This is a genomic window from Serratia microhaemolytica, assembly GCF_004011885.1.
GTDB classification, from domain to species: domain Bacteria; phylum Pseudomonadota; class Gammaproteobacteria; order Enterobacterales; family Enterobacteriaceae; genus Serratia_G; species Serratia_G microhaemolytica.
Genome location: NZ_SBEF01000024.1, coordinates 13669 through 40094 on the forward strand (window position 1 = coordinate 13669; position 26426 = coordinate 40094).

The 26426-nt window shown below is 50.7% G+C and carries 11 protein-coding genes; 4 read left to right on the forward strand and 7 right to left on the reverse strand.

All coding sequences use genetic code 11. The features are described 5' to 3' along the window. Window positions 1–576 precede the first annotated feature (576 nt). The 7 genes from EOJ37_RS09255 to EOJ37_RS09290 form a co-directional block, all read right to left on the reverse strand. Complete coding sequence (locus EOJ37_RS09255; protein WP_127959640.1) at window positions 577–5835, reverse strand: invasin domain 3-containing protein; 5259 nt, start codon at window positions 5833–5835, stop codon at window positions 577–579. A gap of 444 nt (window positions 5836–6279) precedes the next feature. Next, on the reverse strand, window positions 6280–8559 hold the full coding sequence (gene maeB / locus EOJ37_RS09260; protein WP_127959641.1) for an NADP-dependent oxaloacetate-decarboxylating malate dehydrogenase: 2280 nt from the start codon (window positions 8557–8559) through the stop codon (window positions 6280–6282). A 268-nt stretch (window positions 8560–8827) separates the two neighbouring features. Then, on the reverse strand, window positions 8828–10246 hold the full coding sequence (locus EOJ37_RS09265) for an FAD-dependent oxidoreductase (protein WP_127959642.1): 1419 nt from the start codon (window positions 10244–10246) through the stop codon (window positions 8828–8830). Between the two features lie 11 nt (window positions 10247–10257). Beyond that, complete coding sequence (gene gltB / locus EOJ37_RS09270) at window positions 10258–14715, reverse strand: glutamate synthase large subunit (protein WP_127959643.1); 4458 nt, start codon at window positions 14713–14715, stop codon at window positions 10258–10260. An 840-nt stretch (window positions 14716–15555) separates the two neighbouring features. Then, window positions 15556–16899, reverse strand: coding sequence for a sigma 54-interacting transcriptional regulator (locus tag EOJ37_RS09275; protein WP_127959644.1), 1344 nt, complete (start codon window positions 16897–16899; stop codon window positions 15556–15558). Between the two features lie 2 nt (window positions 16900–16901). Further along, entirely contained in the window at window positions 16902–18590 is a 1689-nt protein-coding gene (locus EOJ37_RS09280) for an ATP-binding protein (RefSeq protein WP_127959666.1), read from the reverse strand. A 947-nt stretch (window positions 18591–19537) separates the two neighbouring features. After that, on the reverse strand, window positions 19538–20881 hold the full coding sequence (locus EOJ37_RS09290; RefSeq protein WP_162473680.1) for an alkyl/aryl-sulfatase: 1344 nt from the start codon (window positions 20879–20881) through the stop codon (window positions 19538–19540). A gap of 221 nt (window positions 20882–21102) precedes the next feature. On the opposite strand from EOJ37_RS09290, the gene EOJ37_RS09295 reads away from it, so the two are divergent. The 4 genes from EOJ37_RS09295 to EOJ37_RS09310 all read left to right on the forward strand — a co-directional run bounded on the left by EOJ37_RS09295 (window position 21103) and on the right by EOJ37_RS09310 (window position 26394). Beyond that, complete coding sequence (locus EOJ37_RS09295; RefSeq protein WP_127959646.1) at window positions 21103–22845, forward strand: aryl-sulfate sulfotransferase; 1743 nt, start codon at window positions 21103–21105, stop codon at window positions 22843–22845. Between the two features lie 473 nt (window positions 22846–23318). Then, window positions 23319–23873, forward strand: coding sequence for a periplasmic heavy metal sensor (locus tag EOJ37_RS09300; protein ID WP_127959647.1), 555 nt, complete (start codon window positions 23319–23321; stop codon window positions 23871–23873). Window positions 23874–24366: 493 nt separating this feature from the next. Continuing rightward, entirely contained in the window at window positions 24367–24837 is a 471-nt protein-coding gene (locus EOJ37_RS09305; protein WP_127959648.1) for an outer membrane lipoprotein, read from the forward strand. A gap of 96 nt (window positions 24838–24933) precedes the next feature. Continuing rightward, window positions 24934–26394 carry an alpha/beta hydrolase gene (locus tag EOJ37_RS09310; RefSeq protein WP_127959649.1) on the forward strand — a complete coding sequence of 487 codons (1461 nt, stop codon included), beginning with the start codon at window positions 24934–24936 and terminating at the stop codon, window positions 26392–26394. Window positions 26395–26426 lie beyond the last annotated feature (32 nt).

The window sequence follows — 26426 nt, forward strand, 5'->3', positions numbered from 1 at the left end:
ACTTTCTTAATAGCGCGAGATCCCGACCTTCGATTGGATTTCAGCATTTTTTCTCGCATTGCATCTCTCCTTTTTCCCATAGAAAATAAATATTCCGTTCATCAACTCAAACGAAAAAAGAATGTTATTGACATTTTTGTTACAACAACTTGACATACCTTACCTAGCTATGCATGTTTCTTGTACGTTTCGAGTGTAATGATAGGTAAATAAAAGTAATGCATTGCATGTGTCGAGTGGCAGCCAAGAAAATTTCTGCTAGCAGTAATTTGATCTGATTGACGACAGCGATCACCCGTAAAACGATGAACCAAAAAATAAGGAAAAACAGATAAAAATGAGGGGAAAACAACAACAGGTCGTAAAATCTGGCGGGAGTGGTCAGCAAATGGCGACCAGAATGGCAGATAGATTAACGCCCTGGCTATTGCCAAGGCGTTGATTTTTTATATTAATTAACTACTCACAGCACATTAGCACTATCAATTTAACCGATTTCGGTTCAACCGGTGGATCACAGCGCAATCCAATGCGCTGTGATCCCAATCCGAGTAAACGGACTGGTGCTGACTCAGACTATTGCTTTATCCACTTACCACTGACTGCACTGTAGACAAAACTCACTCTGCCACCTTGGCTGACTGACAAAGTCGAGCCTGAAACATCGGTATTTGCCGTGCTGATAACCGCAGCAAATGACGAATCAACGATGATATTAATCTTATTGCCATTGGCCACACCCGCTGCAGGCAATTCCAGTGGATCACCGATCCAGTTAGCGTTAGCAAATGTGTACTCGATCAAATCATAACCGGCCGGCAGTTGCACTTTACCCAACTGGTTCGGTGACGTTTTCAGCGTTTTGGTGATCGTCACTTTCGCTGCGGTAATATTGAACGCCAAGCTGTTGACTTTCGCTGTGATGCTGGCGATACCAGAGATGTCACCCATAGTAAAGGTGGCACTATACTGTCCCGCTGTCGCGCCACTGCCCGCCGAGACCGAACCGGTTGTTCCCGATGCCCCCGTTGCCGTAAAAGTGACTGCCGCGCCAGTCACCAAGTTACCGTTAACATCTTTCAGCGTCAGCGTAATTTTTGATGTCCCGTTGGTGCCCTTCACTGTGTCGGAACTATCGGTTCTTGATATATCCGTTGGTGATGCAACCAGTGTCGACAGCGCAACACTCAGGTTATCTTTGTCACCATTCAGTGAGATAACCACCGTTTTGCTCAGCGTACTGCCCACTTTGGCGGTGATAGTGGTACTACCAGCAACGGTGCCTGCCTGTAGCGTCACTTTGTAACTGCCGTCACCGACATCGGTCACTGTACCCAGGGTTGCACTTGGCAGTGAACTGCTGAAGGTAACCGTCTGACCAGATACGGGGTTACTGTTGCCATCCTTCAACGTGAAGGTCAGCACTGAAGTGGCACTGCCATTGGCCACCATGCTGGTTGAAGAAGCGCTCAAGGTTGACAGTGTACTGCTCAGATTATTGCTGTCTGCCAGCAAGGTGACCGTGGTTTCAATGCCAGCCAACAGCGTGCTATCAGCTTTCACCGTGATCTTCGCCTGCCCAGCAGTCTTGCCCACTAACGTGGTGGTATAACTGCCATCGCCGTTATCGACGACACTGCTGAATGTGGTATTAGCGACACTGCTGACAAAAGTAATGTTCTGCCCGCTGATCGGATTACCGTTACCGTCATGCAGTGTCAGCGTCAATGTCGCTGCACTGCTGTTGTCAGCAATAATAGTGGTCACATCAGCGTCAAGGCTTGACTTGTCACTGTCCAGGTTATTGATATCGGCGATTAAGGTCACTGTTTCACTGGCAAGCACATTACCTGCAACCTTCGCGCTCACGGTGGCAGTACCGATCTGAGTGCCACTCAGTTGCGCCGTGTAAACACCGTCGGCCTGTTCAGTCACACTGCCAATGGTGACCGCCAGATCACTGCTGAATGTCACGCTCTGCCCCGTCACTGGGTTGTCGTTACCATCACGCAGCGTAAAGCTCAGCGTCGAAGTTTCACTGCCATCGGCTACGATACGTGCGTCTGATACCGCCAATTTGGAGTAGCTGGCACTCAGGTTACTGCTATCGGCAGTAAAGGTCACACTCGGCCCGGTCATCTGCCAACTGGCAACATTGGCGCTGATTGGCGCACTGCCTGCTTTGGTTCCGGTTACCTTGCTGGTATAGACCCCCTCGCCTTTTTCAACCGTCGCCTCAAAATGGGTACCGGTCAACGTGCTGCTAAAGGTTACGCTCTGACCGGTGACCGGGTTGTCGTTGGCATCTTTTAACGTTAACGTGATCTCGGCAGCCGCTTGATCGTTAGCAACCAGCGTATCTTGCGACACAGTCAGTGTAGAGCTGGTTTTGCTCAAATTGTTGCTGTCTGCAATTAAGGTGACACTCTGCTCAGCAATACCCATCACGTTACCTGCCACTCGGACAGAGAGTGTTGCAAGACCGGCTTTAATACCCGTCAAAGTCGCAGTGTAAACCCCTTCACTGCTTTCTGTTACCGTACTGATGGTGGTTTCCAGATCAGTGTCAAAACTCACAGGCAGTTCACCAAGCGGGTTGTCATTACGATCTTTCAGTTTCAGGGTGATCAACACCGAGTCGCTGCCATTCGCCACAATCGATGATTTGGACACTTCTAAGCTGGAGAGATCGGTATCCAGGTTTTCAACGTCACCAATCAACCTGATATCAAGCGATGCAAAGCGGGTACCCGCTACACTGGCACTGACGGTGGTGCTACCGGTTTTGGTCGCCGTCAGTTGTGCGGTATAGACACCATTGCCTTGGTCAGTCACTGTGGTCAATTGGCTGTCGGCAAAACTGCTGTCAAAGCTGACATTCTGTCCACTCACCGGGTTGCTATAACCATCCAGCAAAGTGAAGGTGAGGGTTGCCGTCGCCGCACCGTTAGCGATCACAAACGCTGATGAAGACGTTAAGGTTGAGTTAGTGGTGCTGAGATTGCTGCTGTCTGCGCTAAATGTCACTTTCGGCTGACTGCCTTCCAACGCCACACCAGCAATCTTGGCCGTGATGATCGCTTCACCCGCTTTGGTTCCTTTCAACATCGCGGAGTAACTACCGTCACCGTGATCAGTCACAGTACCGACGCTGCTATTCAGCAGTGAGCTTTCAAAGCTGACGCTCTGGCCAACTATCGGGTTGTTATTAGCATCTTTCAGTTGAATGGTGAGGGTCGCCTCATCGCTACCATTTGCGATGAGCTGCGCGGGTTCGGCTGTGAGCACCGAATTTGCCGCGCTGGGGTTGTCACTGTCAGCAGTGAATGTGATGGTCAAGCCAGATAACTCAAAAGAACCACCGGCTACTTTAGCAACAATCTCTGCGCTACCCGCACGGGTGCCAGTTAGCGGTGCGCTATAGACACCAACACCCGTTTCAACCACTGCACCAAATTGCCCTAAGCTGCTGCTAAAGGTGATCGGCAACCCTGTAACCGCATTACCATTGGCATCTTTCAGCGTCAGGGTCACTGTCGCAGTACTCTTGCCATCAGCAACCAGCGTGTTGGTTGAGGTGGTCAATTCAGAATTGGTGCTGCTCAAATTAGCACTATCACCGGTGATGGTGATACTCAATGGCGCCACAGCAAACGCAGCCCCGCCAACCTGTACCGCAATCGGTGCTGAACCCGCTAATGTGCCGGTTAATTTTGCCGTGTAGCTACCATCGCCCTGATCAACCACTTCGCTCAATGTGGTTTGAGCCAATGTGGTGCTGAACACCACTTCCTGACCACTCACTGGGTTACGGTTAGCATCCATCAGGGTAAAGCTGATTGTTGCTGCCGCGTTACCGTCAGCAACAATCAGTGCGGGTTCGGCTTTCAGCGTTGAGTGCTCAGCACTCAGATTCTCGCTATCTGGCAGGAAGTTCACATCCACTGTCTGGCTAGAGCTGTTGACACTGGCGGTCACCTGGCTGATCCCGGCGGTGGTACTTCTAATTTCTACCCGTGCCTTACCTTCAGCATCACTGATCATCGTCAGTTGATTGTCATTAGCTGCCGCAGTGACAACACTAAAAGCACTGGCACTTGCCATCGCCGCCTGACCATCGCTGATTCGTGCGTTGTTGCTGGCGCTAAAGGTCACCTGCTCACCCGCCATCGGTAAACCTTCGCTATCAGTTACCGTGACTTCAACGATATTGGCATCAATGCCATTACTGATCGCATTGTCATGCATCATCACCATGTTATCAGCGGTGATTTCAGCCCGGCTTGGCAGGACATTTAACGCCAGTGCCGCACGCGGAGAGGCATTGCCTTGGCTGTCATAGGCAACCGCACTCAGTGTATAGCTGTTCGTGCCGCCCTCTTTCTGGTATGGCGGTAGTTTAATGCTGGCGCTGGTGAGGGTCAGTGGGGTGAAAACCGCTCCGGCTGCTTCCAGTTGTAGGCTGTCCCACTCAATGCGTTCTAGCGCATGTTGGCTGCTCACCTTGGCTTCAACGATCACCGTCTCACCGGCAGTTGCAGTCTGTTGTGCCGATTGCAGTGATAAACGGATAAATTCGCGGCGCTGGTAATCCAGCACAATGTTGTTGTTACGCTCAACCAGGCTATGGCGAGCACCCATGAGGGTTCGCCCTGCAGCAACTGCCGCAGGATCGAGCTGCGATTGCCAGCTTTGCCCAAGGCGATAATTAAATTGCAGATTGATACTGGTATCTGATTTACCGCCTTTACCAACCCGATAGTCAGTCCCCAAGGTAAGCAGTGGAATTGGCGTGTAGTTGATACCGGCGGTGAGCGCATATGGGTTCTGCTGGCGGCTCTCTTTACCAAATAGTGCAACCTGCTCACCACGGTACTGCTCATACATCAACTTGCCACCCAACTGGGCATAAAACGGCAGGTAACCCTCTAAGCGCAGATCGTAACCGTTAGCAGGCCGCTCATTGTAATCGATAAAATCACGCGACTGGTGCCAATCGGTCAAGGCAAAATAGCCATTCGCTGACAACTTGAGATAGTCAGTCCACAGCTCTGCACCCACGCCAAGACGACGGTTTTTACCTGTAATATCATTATCAAAAAAGCTGTTGATGCCATACATCCAATCCTGCTGGAAGTGGCGGAAGCCAACACCAACGTTGAAGGTATTACGGTCATCTTTATTACGAGCACCCAGTTGGGTAAACAGTAGATTCTGCTGATTATCAAACAGCGGCAACAGCAGATCGATCGCGCTGCCATCAACGTTGAAGTCATCATTAAGGTTCAGTTGAACACGCGCAGAACCAAACTGGTTCAACCACTGCTGCGCCTCATCATTAAATTTTTGTGTTGCGCTGGAGCGTGCCAGTTGTGCTGCCGACTGACCGGCATTGTCACCGGATAAAGCGGTTGCCGTACTGACAAGATAACCTGCCAGTTGCTTAGCACGCTGCTCATCAGATTGATTATCGGCGGAAAAAGGCGAACGCGATCTGGGAATGTCGATTTCATCACCAGCAGACAGCGATGTAAAGGGTTTAGAGAAAGTACGGTAGCTGTTCAGTTTACGCAGCGCTTCAACACTGATGCCGAATCTGCTGGCCACCTCATCAACACTCTCTCCAATATCAAGAATATAGTTCTGAGTAGCTAGCTGGCTAATGTGTTGCTCAGTAGCAGAAAGTGCGGCAATCGCCGGTGTGAACGAAACGCTCAGCGGAAACAGTGCTTGTGCCAAAATGTTAGCCCAAGCAACAACTTTGATCCGCCTCTGCTCCTTGCTGTTGGTGATAACACCACTATATCTTTTTGTTTTTAAAGTTTCTTTTTGCATTTTAGCTTAAATTCCCCGGAAACATAATATTTCACTTGGAAATTTAACTTAATTTTTGAGCAATGTCGACACACTTTTTAACTATTAAGTCCAGCTTTAGTAGTTAAAAATATCAAACAAATACCAAACAAATGCCAAAAAAGAATAAAAAATATTAACGTTATTTTGTATCGCTATACTTAAATTTACTTTATTTTCAATGGAAATAATGATTGCAGTGCATCATGATTGATTAGCAACCTTCATTATCCGTTGTTCGAAATGAACGTAATTGCATCAGGAAAAAAACTTAACAGATTGATACATTGGGAGTGGATTCTGAAAACCGAACTGTATGCCGCGATTGAACCGTGCTGATTGATAGCGATTGTTAACTAAATCGCGGGTAAAGAATGGTCAAGGCAAGCTCTCCACTTGCCCTGACCATGATAGATGAGTGAGTGATCACAATGGTGTGGTTTGTGCCTCGACCACCGCCAATGCCACCATGTTGACGATGCGCCGCACTGAAGCGATCGGCGTTAAGATATGTACCGGTTTGGCTACGCCCATCAGTACCGGCCCTACGGTCACCCCTTCTGAGGAGGAGACGCGCAGCAGGTTGTAACTGATTCGAGCAGACTCCATGTTCGGCATAATCAATATATTGGCTGCGCCCTTCAGCGGACTGTCTGGCATTAAGTCCTGACGAATACCCTCTACCAGTGCCGCATCTCCATGCATCTCACCATCAATTTCCAGTTCCGGTGCGATCTGCTTCACCAGTTGCAGTGTTTTACGCATCTTCTCTGCACTGGGCGAATCTGATGAACCAAAACTGGAGTGTGACAACAGTGCGACTTTCGGTTCAATACCAAACCGACGCACGGTTTGGGCCGCCATCAACGTGATCTCCGCCAACTGTTCCGGTGTTGGATCATCATTGACATAGGTATCGGCAATAAAGGTGTTGCCAGTCGGCAGCAGCAGTGCATTCATCGCGCCTGCAACATTGCTGCCTTCACGGAAGCCAAATACATTTTCAACCACTTGATAATGCTCGTGGTAACTGCCAATCGTGCCGCAAATCATCGCATCAGCTTCACCACGATGCAGCATGATGGCCGCAATCAGTGTGGGGTTACCAATCACTGCTCGACGTGCCTGCTCTTGCGACACGCCACGCCGTTTCATGATCTGGTAATACTCGCGCCAATATTCGTTAAAACGCGGGTCAGACTGGTTATTCACCACCTCAAAGTCTTTACCGGCAACCAGTTGCAGCCCCAATTTTTTCAGGCGCATTTCAATCACTTGTGGCCGACCGATCAACACTGGGTACGCCAGTTTTTGTGATACCAGTTCCTGAGTAGCATGTAATACCCGCTCCTCTTCGCCTTCAGCCAGCACCACTCGTTTAAGTTCTTTCTTCGCCTGGGAGAAGATCGGCTTCATGAATAGGTTGGTTTTGTAGACAAACTCGGTCAACTTCTCAATGTAGACGTCAAAATCTTTAATCGGTCGTTTGGCAACACCTGACTCCATAGCCGCTTTGGCAACGGCTGGTGCGATTTTGACAATCAGTCGTGGATCAAACGGTTTGGGGATAATGTAGTCAGGACCAAATGAGAGATCTTGATCGCCATAGGCAGAAGCAACCACATCACTCTGTTCTGCCAGCGCCAGATCCGCGATCGCATGGACACAGGCCAGTTTCATCTCTTCATTGATCGTGGTGGCACCAACATCAAGCGCACCTCGGAAAATGAATGGGAAGCAGAGCACGTTGTTAACCTGGTTAGGGTAGTCAGAACGCCCGGTACAGATAATTGCATCAGGCCGCACCGCTTTCGCCAGTGGTGGCAAGATCTCCGGCTCTGGGTTAGCCAGTGCCATAATCAGCGGATCCTTCGCCATCGTCTTCACCATCTGTTGCGTTAACACGCCAGGCCCTGAGCAGCCCAAGAAAATATCGGCATTAGGGATCACATCTGCCAATGTGCGTGCGCCGTTATCTTCAATGGCGTAAGCCGCTTTGGTGGCATCCATGTTGCTGTCACGGCCTTGGTAAATCACGCCTTTGGAATCACACACCACAATGTTCTGTTTATTCAGCCCCAAGGCAACCAGCAGATTTAAGCAAGCAATAGAAGCAGCACCGGCACCAGAAACCACCAGTTTCACACCACCAATATCTTTGTTAACGACACGCAGTCCATTCAGAACGGCGGCGGTGGTGATAATCGCGGTGCCATGTTGATCATCATGAAACACAGGGATCTTCATGCGCTCGCGCAGCTTCTGCTCAATATAAAAACACTCGGGCGCTTTGATATCCTCAAGGTTGATGCCACCAAAGGTTGGCTCCAGTGCGGCAATCACATCAATCAACTTGTCTGGGTTCAATTCATCAACTTCGATGTCGAACACATCAATGCCAGAAAATTTCTTAAACAACACACCTTTGCCTTCCATCACCGGCTTGCCGGCAAGCGCACCAATATTGCCCAATCCCAACACGGCTGTCCCGTTGGAGATCACTGCAACAAGGTTACCCTTTGCGGTGTATTTATAAGCAGCGAGCGGATCTTCAGCAATTTCTAAACAAGGTGCAGCCACACCTGGTGAATAAGCTAATGCCAAATCACGTTGTGTTGCTAGTGGCTTAGTCGGTGAAACCTGGATCTTTCCTGGCACAGGAAACTGATGGAAATTGAGAGCATTCTGTTTTAACTGTTCGTCCATTATGGCTTCCTTCACGGTTATGATCGTTGCTATGAGTTTTACGCTTGGCGCAGATAATACCTGCTATCCGTCGGCCAAATGATGATATCGGGCTAGTATAGTGATCTACTTCACATAAACTTTGAAGCACACCATAACTTGATTAAAAACTGTCGGAAAGGGGAAAATAAGCATAACGACTCACCGAACCCACTCTGCATCGCCACTTTTTTAGCTGAATTGACGCCATCCCCCTCTTTAATTGCCAAGAGGGGGCGACGCTAACAGGTTACAAGGCTAAATAGTGCAACATTCCCTCGGCGGCTTTGCGTCCTTCGGCAATCGCAGTCACCACCAGATCCGAACCACGCACCGCATCACCACCAGCAAAAATTTTCGGATTGCTGGTCTGGAAAGCGTAGTCACCGGTTGCTGACGCCAGAATGCGCCCCTGGCTATCCAGATCGACTTGATGTTCGCTCAACCAACTCATGGCATGTGGACGAAAACCAAATGCCATTACCACCGCATCTGCCGCTAATAACTGCTCTGAACCGGCAACCGGCTCCGCTACCTGACGCCCCTGTGGATCAGCCGCACCCAGTCTGGTGGTCACCATGTTCACACCCACTACCTGGCCTGCGCTGTTGACTTCAATGCTTACAGGTTGCAGGTTAAACTGAAACTCAGCGCCCTCTTCACGCGCATTCTTCACTTCACGCCGAGAACCCGGCATATTCGCTTCATCACGCCGATAGGCACAGGTTACTTGGCGCGCTCCCTGGCGCAATGCCGTGCGCACGCAGTCCATTGCGGTATCACCGCCGCCTAGCACCACCACCCGTTTGCCATTCAGATCGATGTAAGGCGAGTCAGCCTGCTCTGGATACCCCATCAACTGGCGTGTGTTGGCGATTAAAAATGGCAGCGCATCATATACGCCTTGTGCCTGCTCATTCTGTAGGCCGGCGCGCATCGATTGATAAGTACCTACCGCCAAAAATAGCGCGTCGTACTGCGCCACTAGCTCAGCGACCGCAATATCTTTGCCCACTTCACAGTTCAGTTGAAACTGAATGCCCATTTCGCTGAACAGTTCTCGCCGTTTCACCATCACTGACTTTTCCAGTTTGAAGGCGGGAATACCAAAGGTGAGCAAGCCGCCAATTTCTGGATGGCGATCGTAAACCACTGCGGCGACGCCATGACGTGCTAGCACGTCGGCACAGGCCAATCCGGCCGGCCCAGCACCGATGATCGCGACCCGTTTGCCGCTTGGCTGAACCTGAGACATATCTGGCCGCCAGCCCATTTCCAGCGCTTTGTCGGTGATATAACGTTCAATATTACCGATGGTGACGGCACCAAACTCTTCGTTTAAGGTACATGCCCCTTCACACAGCCGATCTTGCGGGCAGACGCGACCACACACTTCTGGCAGGCTGTTGGTCTGGTGCGCCAGATCGGCGGCTTCCATAATCCGCCCCTCGTTGGCCAGTTTCAGCCAGTTTGGGATGTAGTTGTGCACTGGGCATTTCCATTCACAGTAGGGATTGCCACAGGAGAGGCAGCGATCCGCCTGTGCTTTTGCCTGGGTGTCAGAAAACGGTTCGTAAATTTCAACAAACTCAACCTGGCGGATTTTTAGCGGCTTTTTCGGTGGATCAACGCGCTGTAGGTCAATAAATTGATAAACATTCTCACTCATACACTGTCCCCTTACTGCGCCTGAACCCGTAGTTCGGCGGCACTGCGGCTGCGGTGCCCCAACAACGCTTTAACATCACTCGACTTTGGCTTCACCAGCACAAATTTCGCCGACCATTGTGGCCACGTTGCCAACATCTCCTCTGCACGTGCCGAGCCGGTTGACTGCACATGTTCAGTGATCAAACCACGCAGGTGCTCTTGATGGATCGGCAGTTGGTCAAGTGCAAGCACTTCAACCAGTTCAGGATTAACCCGTTTACGGAACTCGCCATCTTCATCCAGTACGTAAGCAAAGCCACCGGTCATTCCGGCACCAAAGTTGATGCCGGTTTTACCCAGTACGCAGACAATACCGCCGGTCATGTATTCACAGCCGTTGTCGCCGATCCCTTCCACTACGCTAATCGCCCCAGAATTGCGCACCGCAAAACGTTCACCGGCACGGCCAGCGGCAAACAGTTTGCCGCCAGTCGCGCCATACAGGCAGGTGTTGCCAATAATGCTGGCTTCAAAACTGCGGAAAGCAGAGCCGACTGGCGGACGCACCACGATCAAGCCGCCAGCCATCCCTTTGCCGACATAGTCGTTGGCATCGCCGGTTAAGTTCAGTTCGACCCCACCGGCGTTCCATACGCCAAAACTCTGCCCGGCTGTACCTGAAAAATGCACTTTGATCGGATCAGCCGCCATGCCTTGCTCACCGTGCTGGCTGGCGATTGCACCAGAGAGGCTGGCTCCCACAGAACGGTCAGTGTTACGGATATCGAAATAGAAGGTTTTACTCTGTTTGCTCGCCAGGTAGGGTTCCGCCTGTGCCAACAGCGTTCGGTTCAGTTGCCCATGGTCAAACGGCGGGTTGCTGCTTTCTGTGCAGTAGAGCGCTTTACCTGGGTGCGGTGTTGCGGTGGCCAGTAACGGTTCCAGATCAAGCTGTCGCTGCTTCGCTGAGTTGCCATCAAGCGCGACGAGCAGATCAGTGCGGCCAATTAAATCAACCAGATTTTTTACCCCAAGCTGTGCCATCAGTTCCCGTGTTTCACGAGCGATAAACTGGAAGTAGTTCATTACGCGCTCAGGCAGACCACGATAGTGATCACGCCGCAATTTTTCATCCTGGGTCGCTACGCCGGTTGCGCAGTTGTTCAAGTGGCAGATCCGCAGATATTTGCAGCCCAGTGCCACCATTGGGCCGGTGCCGAAGCCGAAGCTTTCAGCTCCGAGGATCGCTGCTTTGACAATATCGAGTCCAGTTTTTAGCCCGCCATCCACCTGTAGCCGGACTTTATGACGCAGCCCATTCGCTACCAGTGCTTGCTGGGTTTCAGCCAACCCCAGTTCCCACGGACAACCGGCATATTTGACCGATGAGAGTGGGCTAGCGCCGGTTCCGCCGTCGTAGCCTGCAATGGTGATCATGTCGGCGTAGGCTTTGGCCACACCGGTGGCAATGGTGCCAACACCCGGTTCAGAAACCAGTTTCACTGAGATCAGTGCCCGTGGATTGACCTGCTTCAGGTCAAAAATCAGTTGCGCTAAATCCTCGATTGAGTAGATATCATGGTGCGGCGGCGGTGAAATCAGTGTCACGCCCGGTACCGAGTAACGCAGCCGAGCAATATAAGGGGTGACTTTATCACCTGGCAGTTGCCCACCCTCTCCCGGTTTAGCGCCTTGTGCGACTTTTATTTGGATCACATCCGCGTTGACCAGATAACCCGGGGTGACACCAAAACGGCCTGATGCAACCTGTTTGATACGCGATACTTTATTGGTGCCGTAGCGGGCGGGATCTTCCCCCCCTTCACCAGAGTTGGAACAGCCTCCCAGGGTGTTCATGGCAATCGCCAACGATTCGTGTGCTTCTGGGCTTAACGCGCCGATCGACATCGCCGCGCTGTCAAAGCGTTTGAACAGCGCGCTCGCTGGTTCCACTTGATCCAGTGGGATCGGTGTGCTGGCATTAATCGCCAACAGATCACGCAAGGTTGCTGCCGGGCGCTGGTTGACCAGCTCGGCGTAACGCTGGTAGTGCTGATAGTCGCCGCTGTGTACCGCGTGTTGTAACGCCTGTACCACATCGGGGTTGTAGGCGTGATATTCGCTGTCGTGTACATATTTCAGTAACCCGCCCTGCTCAAGTGGCAGGCGGCGTGACCAGGCGCGCTGTGCCAGATTTTGCAGATCCTGCTGGAAGTCGCTAAAGCTGGCCCCCCCAATCCGGCTGACTACCCCCTGAAAGCAGAGCGCTGACAGTTCGCGCCCCAGGCCAACCGCTTCAAACAGTTTTGAGCAGCGGTAGGAGGCGATGGTTGAGATGCCCATTTTGGACATGATTTTGTACAACCCTTTATTGATGCCGTTGCGGTAGTTCAGCAGCACATCCCGATAGGTTTTGTTGATCGCTTGGCTTGCTACCAGTTTTGCCAGGCTCTCATATGCCAGGTAGGGGTAAATGGCGGTCGCACCAAAACCGAGCAGCACGGCAAAATGGTGCGGATCACGCGCGCTGGCGGTTTCAACGATGATGTTGGCATCGCAGCGCAAGCTTTTATCCACCAGCCGACTCTGGATCGCTCCTACCGCCATCACTGCGGGTACCGGTAACCGCTGTGGGCTGATCGCTCGGTCGGATAACACTAACAACACCGCGCCATCACGCACTTTCTGCTCAGCTTGATCGCACAAGGCTCGCAGGGTCTGTTCCAGATTTTGCTCGCTGGCATCGAAGCTGAGGTCGAGCCATTCGGCACGGTAGTGTTCGCCTGCCAATGAAGTGAGCTGTTTGAAGTCTGAGTAAAGCAGTACCGGTGATTTAAAGCTGACTCGATGCGCCTGCCCTTCTGCTTCGCAGAAGACGTTCATTTCACGGCCTATGCTGGTCGCCAGTGACATGACATGCGCTTCACGCAGTGGATCAATCGGTGGGTTGGTGACTTGGGCAAACTGCTGGCGGAAGTAGTCGTAAATCAGACGTGGCCGCATCGAGAGTACCGCCATCGGGGTGTCATCACCCATTGAGCCGGTCGCTTCCTGACCCATTTCCCCCAGAACCCGGATCACTTGGTCTAGCTCTTCGTTGCTGTAACCAAACTGTTTTTGGTAGCTTGCCAGTGTGGCGTCATCCAGTTCGCGGCCACCTGCCTGCTCATCCGGTAACTGCTCAAACGGGATCAGACGTTTGACGTTTTTTTCCATCCATTCACGGTAGGGGTGGCGGCTTTTTAGATCGTTGTCGGTCTCTGCCGAGTGGAGAATTTTGCCGCGCCGGGTGTCGATCACCATCAATTCGCCCGGTCCCACTCGCCCTTTTTCTAGCACTTCATCTGGCTGGTAGTCCCAAATGCCAACTTCAGAGGCGCAGGTGATCAATTTGTCTTTGGTGATCACATAACGCGCTGGACGCAAGCCGTTACGGTCAAGATTGCAGGCAGCGTAACGGCCATCCGACATCACGATCCCCGCTGGGCCGTCCCACGGCTCCATGTGCATTGAGTTGAAGTCAAAGAAAGCGCGTAAGTCGGCATCCATATCTGGGTTGTTTTGCCACGCTGGCGGCACCAGTAAACGCATCGCGCGGATCAGATCCATGCCGCCACTTAGAAACAGTTCCAGCATGTTATCGAGCGAGCTGGAGTCTGAACCGGTTTCGTTAACAAAGGGGGCAGCGGTTTGCAGATCAGGGATCAGCGGTGTCTTGAATTTATAAGCACGGGCACGTGCCCACTGGCGGTTACCGGTGATGGTGTTGATTTCACCATTGTGGGCCAGATAACGGAACGGTTGTGCCAGCGGCCAACGCGGTACGGTGTTAGTCGAGAAACGTTGGTGAAACAGACAGATGGCGCTCTCCAAACGCAAATCGGCCAAGTCGAGATAAAAACGAGGCAGATCCGCTGGCATACAGAGACCTTTGTAGATGGTGACCAGGTTGGAGAAACTGCAAACATAAAAGTCTTCATCCTGAATGCGCTTTTCAATACGGCGGCGCGCCACAAACAGGCGGCGTTCCATGTCGCGCGCTCGCCAACCGGCTGGCGCATTAACAAAAAGCTGTTCGATGCGCGGTAGTGAAGAGCGTGCAATGTCTCCCAACACTTCCGGGTTGGTTGGCACTTCACGCCAGCCGACAATCGACAAGGTTTCGTTCTGTAGCTCTTCTTCAATGATGCGTCGGCTAATTGCTGCCTGTTGGTGATCCTGGCTCAGGAACAGCATTCCGACCGCATAGTTTTTCGCTAACCGCCAGCCCTGCTCCATCGCTACCATGCGGAAGAAACGATCTGGTTTTTGTAGCAGCAGGCCGCAACCATCGCCGGTTTTACCGTCCGATAGGATCGCCCCCCGGTGCTGCATTCTCGCTAACGCGTGGATCGCGGTTCTCACTACTTTGTGGCTAGGTTCACCTTCGATATGGGCAATCAGGCCGAAGCCACAGTTGTCCCTCTGTTGGGATTTATCGTACAACATAACCAATGAACCTCCCTGGGTTCTATGTGACTGTTACGGCGGTAACCAAGGCGCCTAAGCAGAGACTGACAGCACGATTACCACTTAATCACTTGCCGTGACATCAGTGCTGTCGCTGTGTCGTTTCGCCCCCGATGCTTCTCCCTCCCACAACCGACAGACTGTTAATTCATCATCTGTTTTAATAGGTTATTATCAACTGTGTTGTGACGGCGGGTGCTTTTCCCACTCGGAAAATTTCAGTGGCGTTCCAACTTAGCGAGAAAGAATAACTAGGTCAAATGGCAAGTCATACGGCGCGATGTAGCGTAAAAAAAGTTTTCATTGAAAAACAACTGGTTTTATTACAGCACAGTGTCTGAAGCGGACTGAGCTTAAGGATAAAATGTGAGCCATATCACTATATAATGCCATCTCACAACAAGATAAAAACTGGATTATTTTTAATAAATAGTTTTTTATTCTATTTTTAATTTAATTTTCGATATTTATTATTGTTTTAATTTGCCAGCATAGTGGCATTATCGCCCAGGGCAGACATATGAATACTTGTTGATTGACCAGCATTAACTGCGCGGACTGTTTTTTTCCAGCCAGCGCGGGTTTCACTCGCCACACGCAGGTGTTTTTTGCCCTAGGTTGCTGTCGAGTGGCTCAGTGAGCGTGTGGGTGCCGTGGTTTGAATGGCGCGTTTACCGTTGTTCGGTACAAAAAACAGTGATGCGTTTGCCCTGAGTCATCGCCGAAGTGACTGTTTGCGTACTTCCGCTATGCCGTTCTGTGCCTGCTGCATCAAGACGCCGTGTCGGTTTTTAGCCAAAACACAACTTCTAGCGCAGATTAGCGCTGTAACTTGGCCAATAATGTTTTGCGCGTGATGCCCAACTGCTTTGCTGCTTCGCTTTTATTGCCCGCAGTCTTCTCCAGTGCCGCCAGAATGGCCTGTTTTTCTACCTGTTCCAGCGGTTGGATCTGCTGTTCACGGCGATTGAAGCGTGCGGCTTCACTGTGTTGGCTGATGCTCAGTGGTAACTCTTTTTCACTGATGAATTCACCGCTCAGTAAGATCACTCCGCGCTCTACGCTGTTTTCCAGTTCGCGCACATTGCCCGGCCAACTGTATTTGAGCAGTAAATCCATCGCTTGTGGGGTAAATCCTTTGACCAGTTTGCGGTTACGGGCAGCAAACTTTTCCAGGAAGTGGTTGGCAAGCAGTGGGATGTCTTCACGTCGCGCCCTTAGCGGCGGGCTTTCTACAGTGACCACATTCAGGCGGTAATAGAGATCTTGCCGGAAGCGCCCCGCTTCGACTTCGGCCAGTAGATCGCGGTTGGTGGCGGCAATCAGGCGTACATCAACCGCGAGTGTCTGGTTGCTGCCTACCCGCTGGATCTCACGCTGTTGGATCGCTCGTAGCAGTTTTACCTGCATTAATGGCGAGATTTCACCAATCTCGTCCAGAAACAGTGTGCCGCCATCTGCTGCCATAAAGCGTCCTTCACGCCGTTTGTCAGCCCCTGTGAATGCCCCTTTTTCATGACCAAACAACTCCGATTCCAACAGTGTTTCACTTAATGCGGCGCAATTTACCGTCACTAATGGGCGATCTTTGCGCAGGCTGTTGGCATGAACTACGTTGGCGATCAGCTCTTTGCCAGTACCCGACTCACCACTGATCAATACCGTCGCTTCTGAGGGGGCGATCATGGCGATCATCTCCATCAGTTGGCGCATCGGCGCACTGCGGCCAATCATGTTCTGTTCGTCAAACTGTAACCGCTGTTTCAGGTGGTGGTTCTCTACTTTCAGCGCGGTGTGTTCTAGCGCGCGTTCTAATGTCAGTTGTAGCATGTCAAAATCGAGTGGTTTGGTCAGGTAGTCGTAAGCCCCTGCCTTGATCGCTGCTACCGCAGATTCGACGGTGGAGTAACCCGTCATGATCAGGATCGGTATCGCTGGGTTGTAGGCTTTAATCGCTTTTAACGCTTCAATACCGCTCATTTCTGCCATGCGCACGTCCGAGAGGATCAGATCAAACGGTTGGCTTTTTACCTGTTCGATCGCAGCGATGCCGTTGTCTGCCATACTGACCTGATAGCCCCAGCCAGCCAGTAGCATCTGCAACACTTTGCCGTGGCTGCTATCGTCTTCAACCACCAGGATCTGTGGATTGGATCGTGTCATGTTCAGTCTCCTTTGGCTTTTTTCTGTTGCAGGGGTAGCGTCATCTCAAAACGTGTGCCAGCCTGTGCTGAGCTGCTGACCACGATGTGACCTTGATGCTCTTCGATCACTTTCTGCACGATCACTAATCCCAATCCGGTGCCATTCGCTTTGGTGGTGAAGTAGGGGTTAAAAATTTTATTCAGATCGTCGGCGTTAATGCTGCCAGCCGAGTCGTGCACCACAATCTGTAATTTATCCCCCGCTAATACGGCGCAGTTCACCGCTAACCAGCCGTGACGACCAATCGCCTGAAGCGCGTTCAGGTAGAGGTTTAATAATGCCTGGGTGAGGTGATCCGGGTCGATCTCTACCATCGGTAACTGCGGATTTCGCTGGTAACGTAGACTGATCTGCTGTTGTGCTGCATCTTGCTGGATCAGGTAGAGTGAATGTTCAATCAGTGGGTTGATGTCGGTCAGTTGTAGCCGTAATTCGGGCGGGCGCACTACCGATAACAGTTCACTGACTACCCGGTTCAGGCGATCAACTTCTTTTGCCATCACTTGTGCCAGTTCGTGCTCTTCGCTGCCTTGCGCAGCGCGATCAGCAAAATATTTGGCAAAGCCTTTGATTGAAGAGAGCGGGTTGCGGATCTCGTGCGCGACGCCAGCAGCCAGATCGCCAATTGCGGCCAGTTTTTCTTTGCGGCGAATGTCTGCCTGTAACTGGCGCACTTCGCGCATGTCGCGAAAAATAAACAAGTTACCCAATAAGTAGCCCTGATGGTTCACAATGTTGGCGATACTGACGCTTAATGGCAGCCGTTCGCCATTAGCAAGTGGATACTCGGTCTCTTGTTCAATCACCGCTTGATCGCGGGTGGTTTTATCGTTCCAGCTTGGTGGAAGGAGTTGATCGCTTTTCTGGCCGATCCACGCCTGTGCATCGCAGCCGAGCATCGCTTCCGCTGCTGGGTTTACGACGGTGATGTTCTGCTGTTCGTTGGTGGTGATCAAGCCAATCGGTAAGTTGCGGATGATTTCACTGGCAACGGTTTTTGAATCGGCCAACTGCCGGTTGGAGCGTTGATAGCGTTGCGCCCAGAACAGCGCCAATAGGCTGGCAAGCGCCAGTAGTAGCAGGGTTGAGAATAGGATCGCGCTGTTGCGTAGATCTTTCGCTTGTGCCGCATCCAGCGCCAGGGTGTCGAAGCCGACAAAGATGATTGTGGGCGGTTCATCTGCCGCCAATGCAGGTGGACGATGATGATTGGTACGATGCTCACTGTAATTTGCCTGACGCTTCAATGGTTTGAAAAAACGATAGACTTCAAATGCCTGCTGCTTATTTTGTTGTTGGTCAATAAAGTAGGTCATCTGCCACTGCTCTTCGTCACTCACCCGGAGTGCGCGTATCTGTTCTGGTGAGTAGAATGGCTGGCCGACACGACTACGATCACTGTGCGCCATGATGGTGCCATAACGGTCGGTAATGGCGATATATAACACACTCGGCTGGTTCGCCATCTCCTCCAGTAGGCGTTGGCGCTGCTCCTGTTGCCAGCGCATCCCCATGCCAGTGCGCGTGCCGGATTCAAAAGAGCGGATTAATACCGCGCTCTTTTCACGCAGTGTTTGTATCTCGATCTGCTGTCCTCGCTGTAGATCGTTAAATGCCAGTGTGCCCATAATGACAAACAGCATCAGCATTGAGATGGCGACAATCCAGATCGGCAACCAGTTCAATAATCGTGACTTTTCTTTAACCACCGTGCTGCTCCTCTGGCAACTAAGCTGCATGATCGCCTGAATCAATCCGTTCGCTCTCAGCCATAATATGGAGTAATTTATTGAAAATCATGTTTATGATCTCAGGTTTTGACCAACGACTAAAACGGTTGTCAATCGTTTTCCAGTTGCCGTAGCGTTCAGGAACATCTCGCTAGCTAGCCACGCTGCAAAGCACCCAAAAGGTCGCGCCCATTCTAGGTCTGTGCTCAAGACCGGGGCAACCCCTGTGAATGCGATGGCGCTCAGGCGGCAGCAGGACAGCAATAAGCGTTCCAGCCTCATCAGAGATGATGATAATCAGCCAAATTCAACCCACCTTTGTCGGCTAAACATCGCTAAATTTTACCAAGACAGTGACGGCACACAGCCTAGCAGAAAAATAATTGCAATGTGCATTCGCCACACTATCACTGTATTTGGGCTGGGTGCTGGATTTAGCTTGCTGTGGTCGCTGAGATCAGACCGGGCAGAGACGACATTTGTCTTTCGGGCACTCGATATGGCTGAGCAACAACAATCAAGTCACCGGTTGGGTGTGATGTTTTATTCCGATCCGGGTTGCCAATATACGGTGTCTGGCGTTTGGCAAAGATTAGGGGGTTATCAGATCAGCTAGAGCCTGCGTCATTGAGGCAATTGTTGGGGTAATTTGCCGACGGAACGGCGGTTTCGTCACTTAACGACTGAACGGATACCCGAGGCGAAAACGGATATCCGCAGGCATTGACTGGATTATGACAATCACATTCGACATTACAATCACATTCGACCAGGCAGTTTTAGTGCAGGATCGCCCCTTGTTGTGGCTGAAAAACGTCAATCTGTGTGCGGTTTTTCTTGACCACTGCACCATACCAACAACCGGTTTAATTTTTATCCGCTCGCTGATTTAGTTCCTGAGCAACTGTATATAAATAATTACGCCCGGTTGTGGTGACCATCTGCTCAGCCAACTGCTCAAGTGCGGTGGCCTGTAGTCGCATTGCCTCGCTGTTGGCTGGATCTAACACCAACAAGTAATGCGCGAGCTTGGCAGCCCAACGCGTATCATTTTTAGCTAACGCCTGTTCGGCCTTCACCTGTAGTGCCTTTTCTCCCCCCGCTAATTCTGCCATACGTGCCGCTTCTTCCTGTGGCACTAGTGGCACCAGATTGATCGGATTACCATCAAACCACCCCATGTAGGCATCAAATACAGCGCGTACTGACCAAGCGACACTGCCGTAATACTGTTGCAAATACTCTGAGTTGGCTAAATCTTCCGGTAAAACCACATACGCAACCAGTTGATCAGGCGTCATCCCCTTGTTTATACCTTCCAATGACTTTTCCAACACAAAAGTAATCGCTTCTGCATACGTTCGTAGCGCGTTGACAGCGTTCTCAGTGCCGAATACTGGCCGTGTGTGCCCAGGTATCAGGTATTGCGGTTGTAATGCCGCCAGCATTTCTAACGTTTGTGCCCAAACGGCAATATCGCGATAACCTGCACCTCGAATTGCATATAAATTGGGAAAAGAACGATAGAAATTGTCACCGGAAAATAGGATCCGCTGCTGAGGAAGCCACACTGCAAGTTGATCTTCCGTTTCTCCGGGGGCTTTAATCAACTCCAAAGTAATCCCTGCGATCTGCAAAATATGCCGTGGGTGTGTCAGCTTGTTGTAAGAGGGGGCAATCCACTGTTTAGGGTTAAATCCGCCTCCTGCTTGAGGAGAAAATGCTGGTGCTATGCCATTTGATATGCGTTTTTCTGGCGGTAGTAAAAAACCACCCTGTCGTGCGCCCCGTAGACGGTAAATTTCTTTTAACGCAGAAAAACGCCGGGCTTCTGCATTAAACTGTTCATGAACCCACACGACAGGATTTTCTCCCTGCTGCTGAAACAGTGCCACGCCCCCTGTGTGGTCTCCGTGACTGTGTGTCAGGATGATCGCTTTTACCGGCTTATGAGTAATATGCCGAAATTGTGTTATAACCTCGCTGACACGAGCCACATCACGACCACTATCGATAATGATGATGCCGTCATCGCCAACAATCATCGAAATATTAGCGACATCATATCCTTTGGCGGTATATACGTTATTACCCACCTGAATGATCTCTGGCTGAAGTGATTGCCGATTCTCCTCCAGCAGACGCGTTGCCAGGGACTTTGCTTGCAGTTGTGCTGGCAGACACCCTTGTGCTGCCGTTAAAAAAACCACGAGCCATTTGCTTATAGTACGCATTTTCCACCAGACAATTGATAAATGAAACTGTTGTTTGGCATACTATATGCGCGTTTATTGTTACGACAAACGAGATTGTTATTATTAAATGTTATATGAAATCATGTTTTCATCACAAAGAGCATATTCACCGCTTATTGTATGGAAGTAAATACTAAAAGCACAGCATCACTATACATGCAAATAGGTTTATTAACATGAAGTTACTACCGAGCTTGCTACAGTCATTCCGCTTTGCAGTGCTGGTTTTGTTACTGATATTAATTTACCCACAACAAACCAGAGCAACCATTTTTATTCAACCACCCCAGGTGGTACAAAATCCCAATCCGGCTGCTCCATTGGTAGCATTGGTAAAGTTTGTTACTGATACAGACGTTGAAACGACTATCGATATTCTTTCACAAGGATCTCAGCAGCATTCGAAATTGATATTCGATAATAATCATGATCCCGCACGAGGCCTGCCAATACTTGGTCTTCGCCAGGGTGAGACTTATACCCTAAAAGTCACTGTTCTCGATGCAACAGGCAAACTCGAGGTTGCCGAGCCATTACAATACACCGTACCGGTATTACCACATGATATTCGCAATTATCCCCCTTTGAGGATAGAAATAAATCAATCAGATAAACTCGAACCTGGCTTTACCATTGTTTCTGCCCGACGTGAGATCCCCTTGCGCGATAACGGGCTTTCTGCAACGCAATGGAAGTTCAATCGAGGCTTCGGGATGTTACTGGCTTTTGATAATGAAGGAGATGTTGTCTGGTCCTACACTACCCATGTCCGTATAGCCGGTATAACGCAACGACCCAATGGCAATATTGTCTATACCACGACAGATGCGCGTATTGTAGAAATTGACATGTTGGGCAATGTGATAAACCAGTGGCACGCTATCCGGTATCCTGCTCGCGCCAAATCCCCCGCACCGGTAGGCTCTATTGCTGTCGATACGGTAACACTTCATCATCAACCGACGCTGTTACCGAATGGTAATATTCTGGTAATGAGTGCTTATCCCAAGCTGATTGCAAACTACTACAGCAGTGAAACAGATCCCAATGCACCACGTGCCGATAAAATGGTCATGGGTGATGTTATTGTCGAATTTGCTCCTGATGGTCGTATTGTCTGGCAATGGAATAGTTTTGAAAATCTGGATCCTTTTTTCATCGGTCACGATAGCTTCAGCCCCTACTGGAGTTATCGTGATTTCCCCGATTATGTCGACTGGTCACACGGCAACAGTCTCTCTTTTGATGAAAAAACCAATAGTGTAGTCGCCTCATTCCGCAATCTTAATGCGGTTGTGAATATTGATCGTTCTACAGGAAAAATACGTTGGGTGCTCACCGATCCCATCGGTGTTCCAGAAAGTATGCGTCACTTGCTACTTAAAGCCAAAGGAGAGGTAACATGGCCATACGCGATGCACAATCCTCGGGTGACTGAACAGGGCACTCTGCTCATGTGGGTAAATGGTAACTCGGGTACCCGCCCTTTTGATGGACGTGAACGCAAACCGGTACGTGACTTTATCAGCAGGATCCTAGAATACAAAGTTGATGCCAGCGATATGACCGTGCAGCAGGTCTGGAGCAGTGACGGGATTATCACTAAAGATAATTGCCTTTCTGCAGCAATGGGGGAAACATACCGGCTGCCCCAAACCGGCAATACCCTGCTGACTATGGGGCTGTGCCTTCCACAAGATCGATTGGATGTCAATTTCACTGAAGATGCTGGTAGCAAAGATTACATGTTCTATTTTTATGCTTGGACTGGCTTACGTGAGTTTGACAACCAAACACCCCCGAACGTGTTGCGCGATATTATTATTGATGACCCGCAACAGGTGATCACTTGGCAACTTTATGGTGGTTTTAAAACAGCCGAGTTGTACCCTAATGGCATTGTTCAGTCTGCAAAGTAGCCACATGAAGTGTGGCGTGTTTTCGAATGCAGTGATAGACATAAAACAGCCCGTGCTGATGGCCTTGATTGCGGGCATATGAGCATGTTCGTCGGCTTGACCGCAGATAACGACTGCTGCGCCTGACTCAACGTTTCATGGCTTGGTTGCCACGCTTTTGTTGCGCTGGCAACCACGGATGAGTAATTATTACTCACGCCATAGCTCTGGCGGGTAAAAACAACCCAGCTTAGCGCCGTTGTCCCGCAGCACACTACCGCCGTTACGTTAGCCCTGATTTTTTGATTGCGCGATGAAAAAAAATATAACTCGCTTATTTTTATGAAAAAAAGTTGTTCAATGCCATTTTATCACACCAAGCATGGCGCACTCTCACCACAAAATTAGCAGGAAAATAAAAGTTGGCACATGAATTGCTTTATTCAACTGGAAGCCAATTTTACCTGTTAATCATAACCAGAAGGAACACTATCATGAACCTGAAAAAAACCTCGCTCATCGCTCTCATCTCTGCCGCAATGCTGGCAGGTCTAAGTAACGGTGCTATCGCTGAAACCGTGCTCGTGCAAGGCCAAACGGCAACCCCGAATGTGGTAGAAATACAGCCGATGCCGCGCACACATCATTGGGAGATCGGCAGTACAGAGCGCGGTCATCGTATGGGGCAGACCGGACACCAGCAACCTATGGCTGTGATCTCCTCTCTGACACCAGAGCAACGAGCCGCCAGTAAGCAGGCTTTTGAGACCTTTCACCAGAAAAGCGCCGATATCCGTCAGCAGTTGCTGTCGAAAAAATATGAGTACAAGGCAGTTCTGACCTACAAACCATTTAACGAGCAAAAATTACTCGCGGTGAGCAAAGAGATCAGCGCACTGCGTAACGAGTTGTATCAGCAACGAGTTGCGCTGGATATTCAGTTAACCAAAGCGGGTGTGCCTACCTTCGCTCATCATAGCGGTATGCATCACCAGCGCAAGATGCCTGGTCACGGTATGGGAATGCGTCAACCACGCGCCTGTCCGTAACTGCCCGGTGTCACTGTTGGCGGTGCAATACCCGCTTTGACGACAATATCGTCGCTGGCGAGGCAATATCATCGTTGGTGAGATCATTAGGCGAATAGTGCAGTTCACAGCTATTCGCCAAACTACCCAGTCAGCAATAGTCCCCCTGTATTGGCACGCCAAACATCTCGCGATCAGCCGCTGCCGGTTATCGCTGTAACTGACTGTATTGTCTATAGGCAGCAGGCTAACACGTTACTGACTGGCTGTGCGCTGCCCTGTCGATATGCTGTTGCGGCTCGAACTGGCCCGAGCAGTGACGTCGACTCTGCCAGGCCATTGCGGCCTGCTCCCGCAGTCAATGACCAAAATAATCTACCTTTACAATATGAAGCAGGATAAAAAATCACTGATATATTTTTTTACAGTGAATCCTGAATAAAATTAACTTCCTGCCATACTTTCTACAACAGGACACGTTGTCCCTGCTGATCTCAACATGTTAGGAGCTTATATGACCAAGACAATTTTTATCGTTGCTATTGCCGCCGCCGCAGCTCTTAGCGGATGCGCCGCCAATAACACCGCCTCTGGCGATACCTTCACTGCTTCACAAGCTCGACAAGTACAGACTGTCACTTACGGTACACTGGTCTCTGTGCGCCCCGTCACCATTCAAGGTGGTGATGGCAACAACGCCGTTGGGGCGATTGGCGGTGCCGTAGTGGGTGGTTTCCTGGGTAACACAGTCGGTGGTGGCAGCGGTCGTAATCTGGCTACCGCAGCAGGTGCAGTCGGTGGTGCCGCTGTCGGCTCCAGTATCCAGAACTCAATGAACCGCAGTGCCGGCGTTGAACTGGAAATCCGCCGTGATGATGGCGTCAATATTATTGTTGTCCAAGCTCAAGGGCCAACACAGTTCCAAGTCGGACAGCGCGTTGCCATTGCCACTAGCGGCGGCACAACCACGGTATCTCCTCGTTAAGCTACCACCATGACTCCGAGCAGCCAGCGCAGTTGGGCTGCTCTGTTTTACCCGTGATCACAGCGTTAGTTCACCGCCAAAATGGAGTGGAATTAAATGATTATCAAATGGATGAAGCGTATTGTCTTCATGCTGGTTTTTCTGTTTATCGGTGCGCTTGGCCTGCGTGTCTATGAGACTCAGCGTGGGCCATCACTCCAGCTCTGGCATACCTTCATACCGCATGAGATGCATGCTGATCAGATCGATAACGCCAGTTGGGCCGACTATATGAAAGCCGAAGACAAGGTTTTCAATGAGGTACAACTCAACGTTACCAATCAGTTACCTGCTAATCAGCAGATAGCACTTAATCGCTACTACCCTGGCAGTGCCTTCTACCCAGAAAAGTTACCCACCAACTGGAACCGCTCTTACATTATGATGCCGGAGGGTGAGATTAAGGGTGCTGTTGTGCTGCTACACGGCCTCACCGATACCCCATACAGCTTGCGGCATATTGCCGATCACTATCGTCAGCACGGCTATGTCGCGGTTGGCATCCGAATGCCGGCGCACGGCACCGTACCCGCTGCATTGACCCGTGTTGACTGGCAGGATTGGCTGGCGGCAACCCGTTTAGCCGTACGTCACGCCAAAAACCTCGCAGGTAACAATGTGCCTCTGCACATTGTCGGTTTCTCTAACGGTGGCGCGCTGGCGATGAAATATACCCTGGATACGCTGGAAAATCCGCAGTTAGCCAAACCTCAGCAAGTGATCCTAATCTCGCCAATGATTGGGGTAACCAGTTTTGCCCGTTTTGCCGGTGTCGCCGGTTGGCCCGCGTTCTTTCCTGCGTTCGCCAAAGCCGCTTGGTTAGGCATCGTGCCTGAGTTTAATCCTTTTAAATACAATTCGTTTCCAGTAAACGGTGCGCGCCAATCGTTCCAACTGACACAAGTACTGCAAAACCAGATCACCGCAGATGCCCGCAACAATCGTCTCGCTGAATTACCACCGATACTGACTTTCCAGTCAGTGATGGACTCCACCGTTAGCACCCGCGCAGTGATCACCGCGCTCTATAACCAGTTGCCGAATAATGGCAGTGAAGTGGTGTTGTTTGATTTAAATCAAGCAGTCTCGTTTGGCCCGCTGCTGCGCAGCTCTTCCTATACTGCGCTGCCACGCCTGCTGCCAAGAGCACCACGCAACTACAGTGCCACCATTGTTACCAATGTCACCCCGGAGACCACGGATACCCTGGCTCGCACGGTTACTGCCGGGCAGATCTCAGAGAACACCGAACTACTCGATATCACCTACCTGCCGGATATCTTTTCGCTATCACATGTCGCACTGCCGTTCCCACTGAGTGATCCGCTCTACGGTCGTTACCCAGAACCGCGCGATCAATATGGCATCAGCTTGGGGACATTTGCCGCACGCGGTGAACGTGCGGTACTGGTGGTTGGGCTGGATTCCCTGATGCGTCTCTCTTCCAATCCGTTCTTTCCCTACATGATCAAGCGGATTGAGCAGAAGATAACTTTAACCGCGCCGCTACAGCAGTAGTGTTTAACAGCGCATTAATGTTGCCAAAATGG

Coding starts and splice junctions, on each gene's coding strand:
- gltB (WP_127959643.1), bottom strand. CDS start 14,715: ATGTTGTACGATAAATCCCAACAGAGGGACAACTGTGGCTTCGGCCTG.
- EOJ37_RS09295 (WP_127959646.1), top strand. CDS start 21,103: ATGAAGTTACTACCGAGCTTGCTACAGTCATTCCGCTTTGCAGTGCTG.
- EOJ37_RS09310 (WP_127959649.1), top strand. CDS start 24,934: ATGATTATCAAATGGATGAAGCGTATTGTCTTCATGCTGGTTTTTCTG.
- EOJ37_RS09275 (WP_127959644.1), bottom strand. CDS start 16,899: ATGACACGATCCAATCCACAGATCCTGGTGGTTGAAGACGATAGCAGC.
- EOJ37_RS09280 (WP_127959666.1), bottom strand. CDS start 18,590: ATGCTGATGCTGTTTGTCATTATGGGCACACTGGCATTTAACGATCTA.
- EOJ37_RS09265 (WP_127959642.1), bottom strand. CDS start 10,246: ATGAGTGAGAATGTTTATCAATTTATTGACCTACAGCGCGTTGATCCA.
- EOJ37_RS09300 (WP_127959647.1), top strand. CDS start 23,319: ATGAACCTGAAAAAAACCTCGCTCATCGCTCTCATCTCTGCCGCAATG.
- maeB (WP_127959641.1), bottom strand. CDS start 8,559: ATGGACGAACAGTTAAAACAGAATGCTCTCAATTTCCATCAGTTTCCT.
- EOJ37_RS09305 (WP_127959648.1), top strand. CDS start 24,367: ATGACCAAGACAATTTTTATCGTTGCTATTGCCGCCGCCGCAGCTCTT.
- EOJ37_RS09255 (WP_127959640.1), bottom strand. CDS start 5,835: ATGCAAAAAGAAACTTTAAAAACAAAAAGATATAGTGGTGTTATCACC.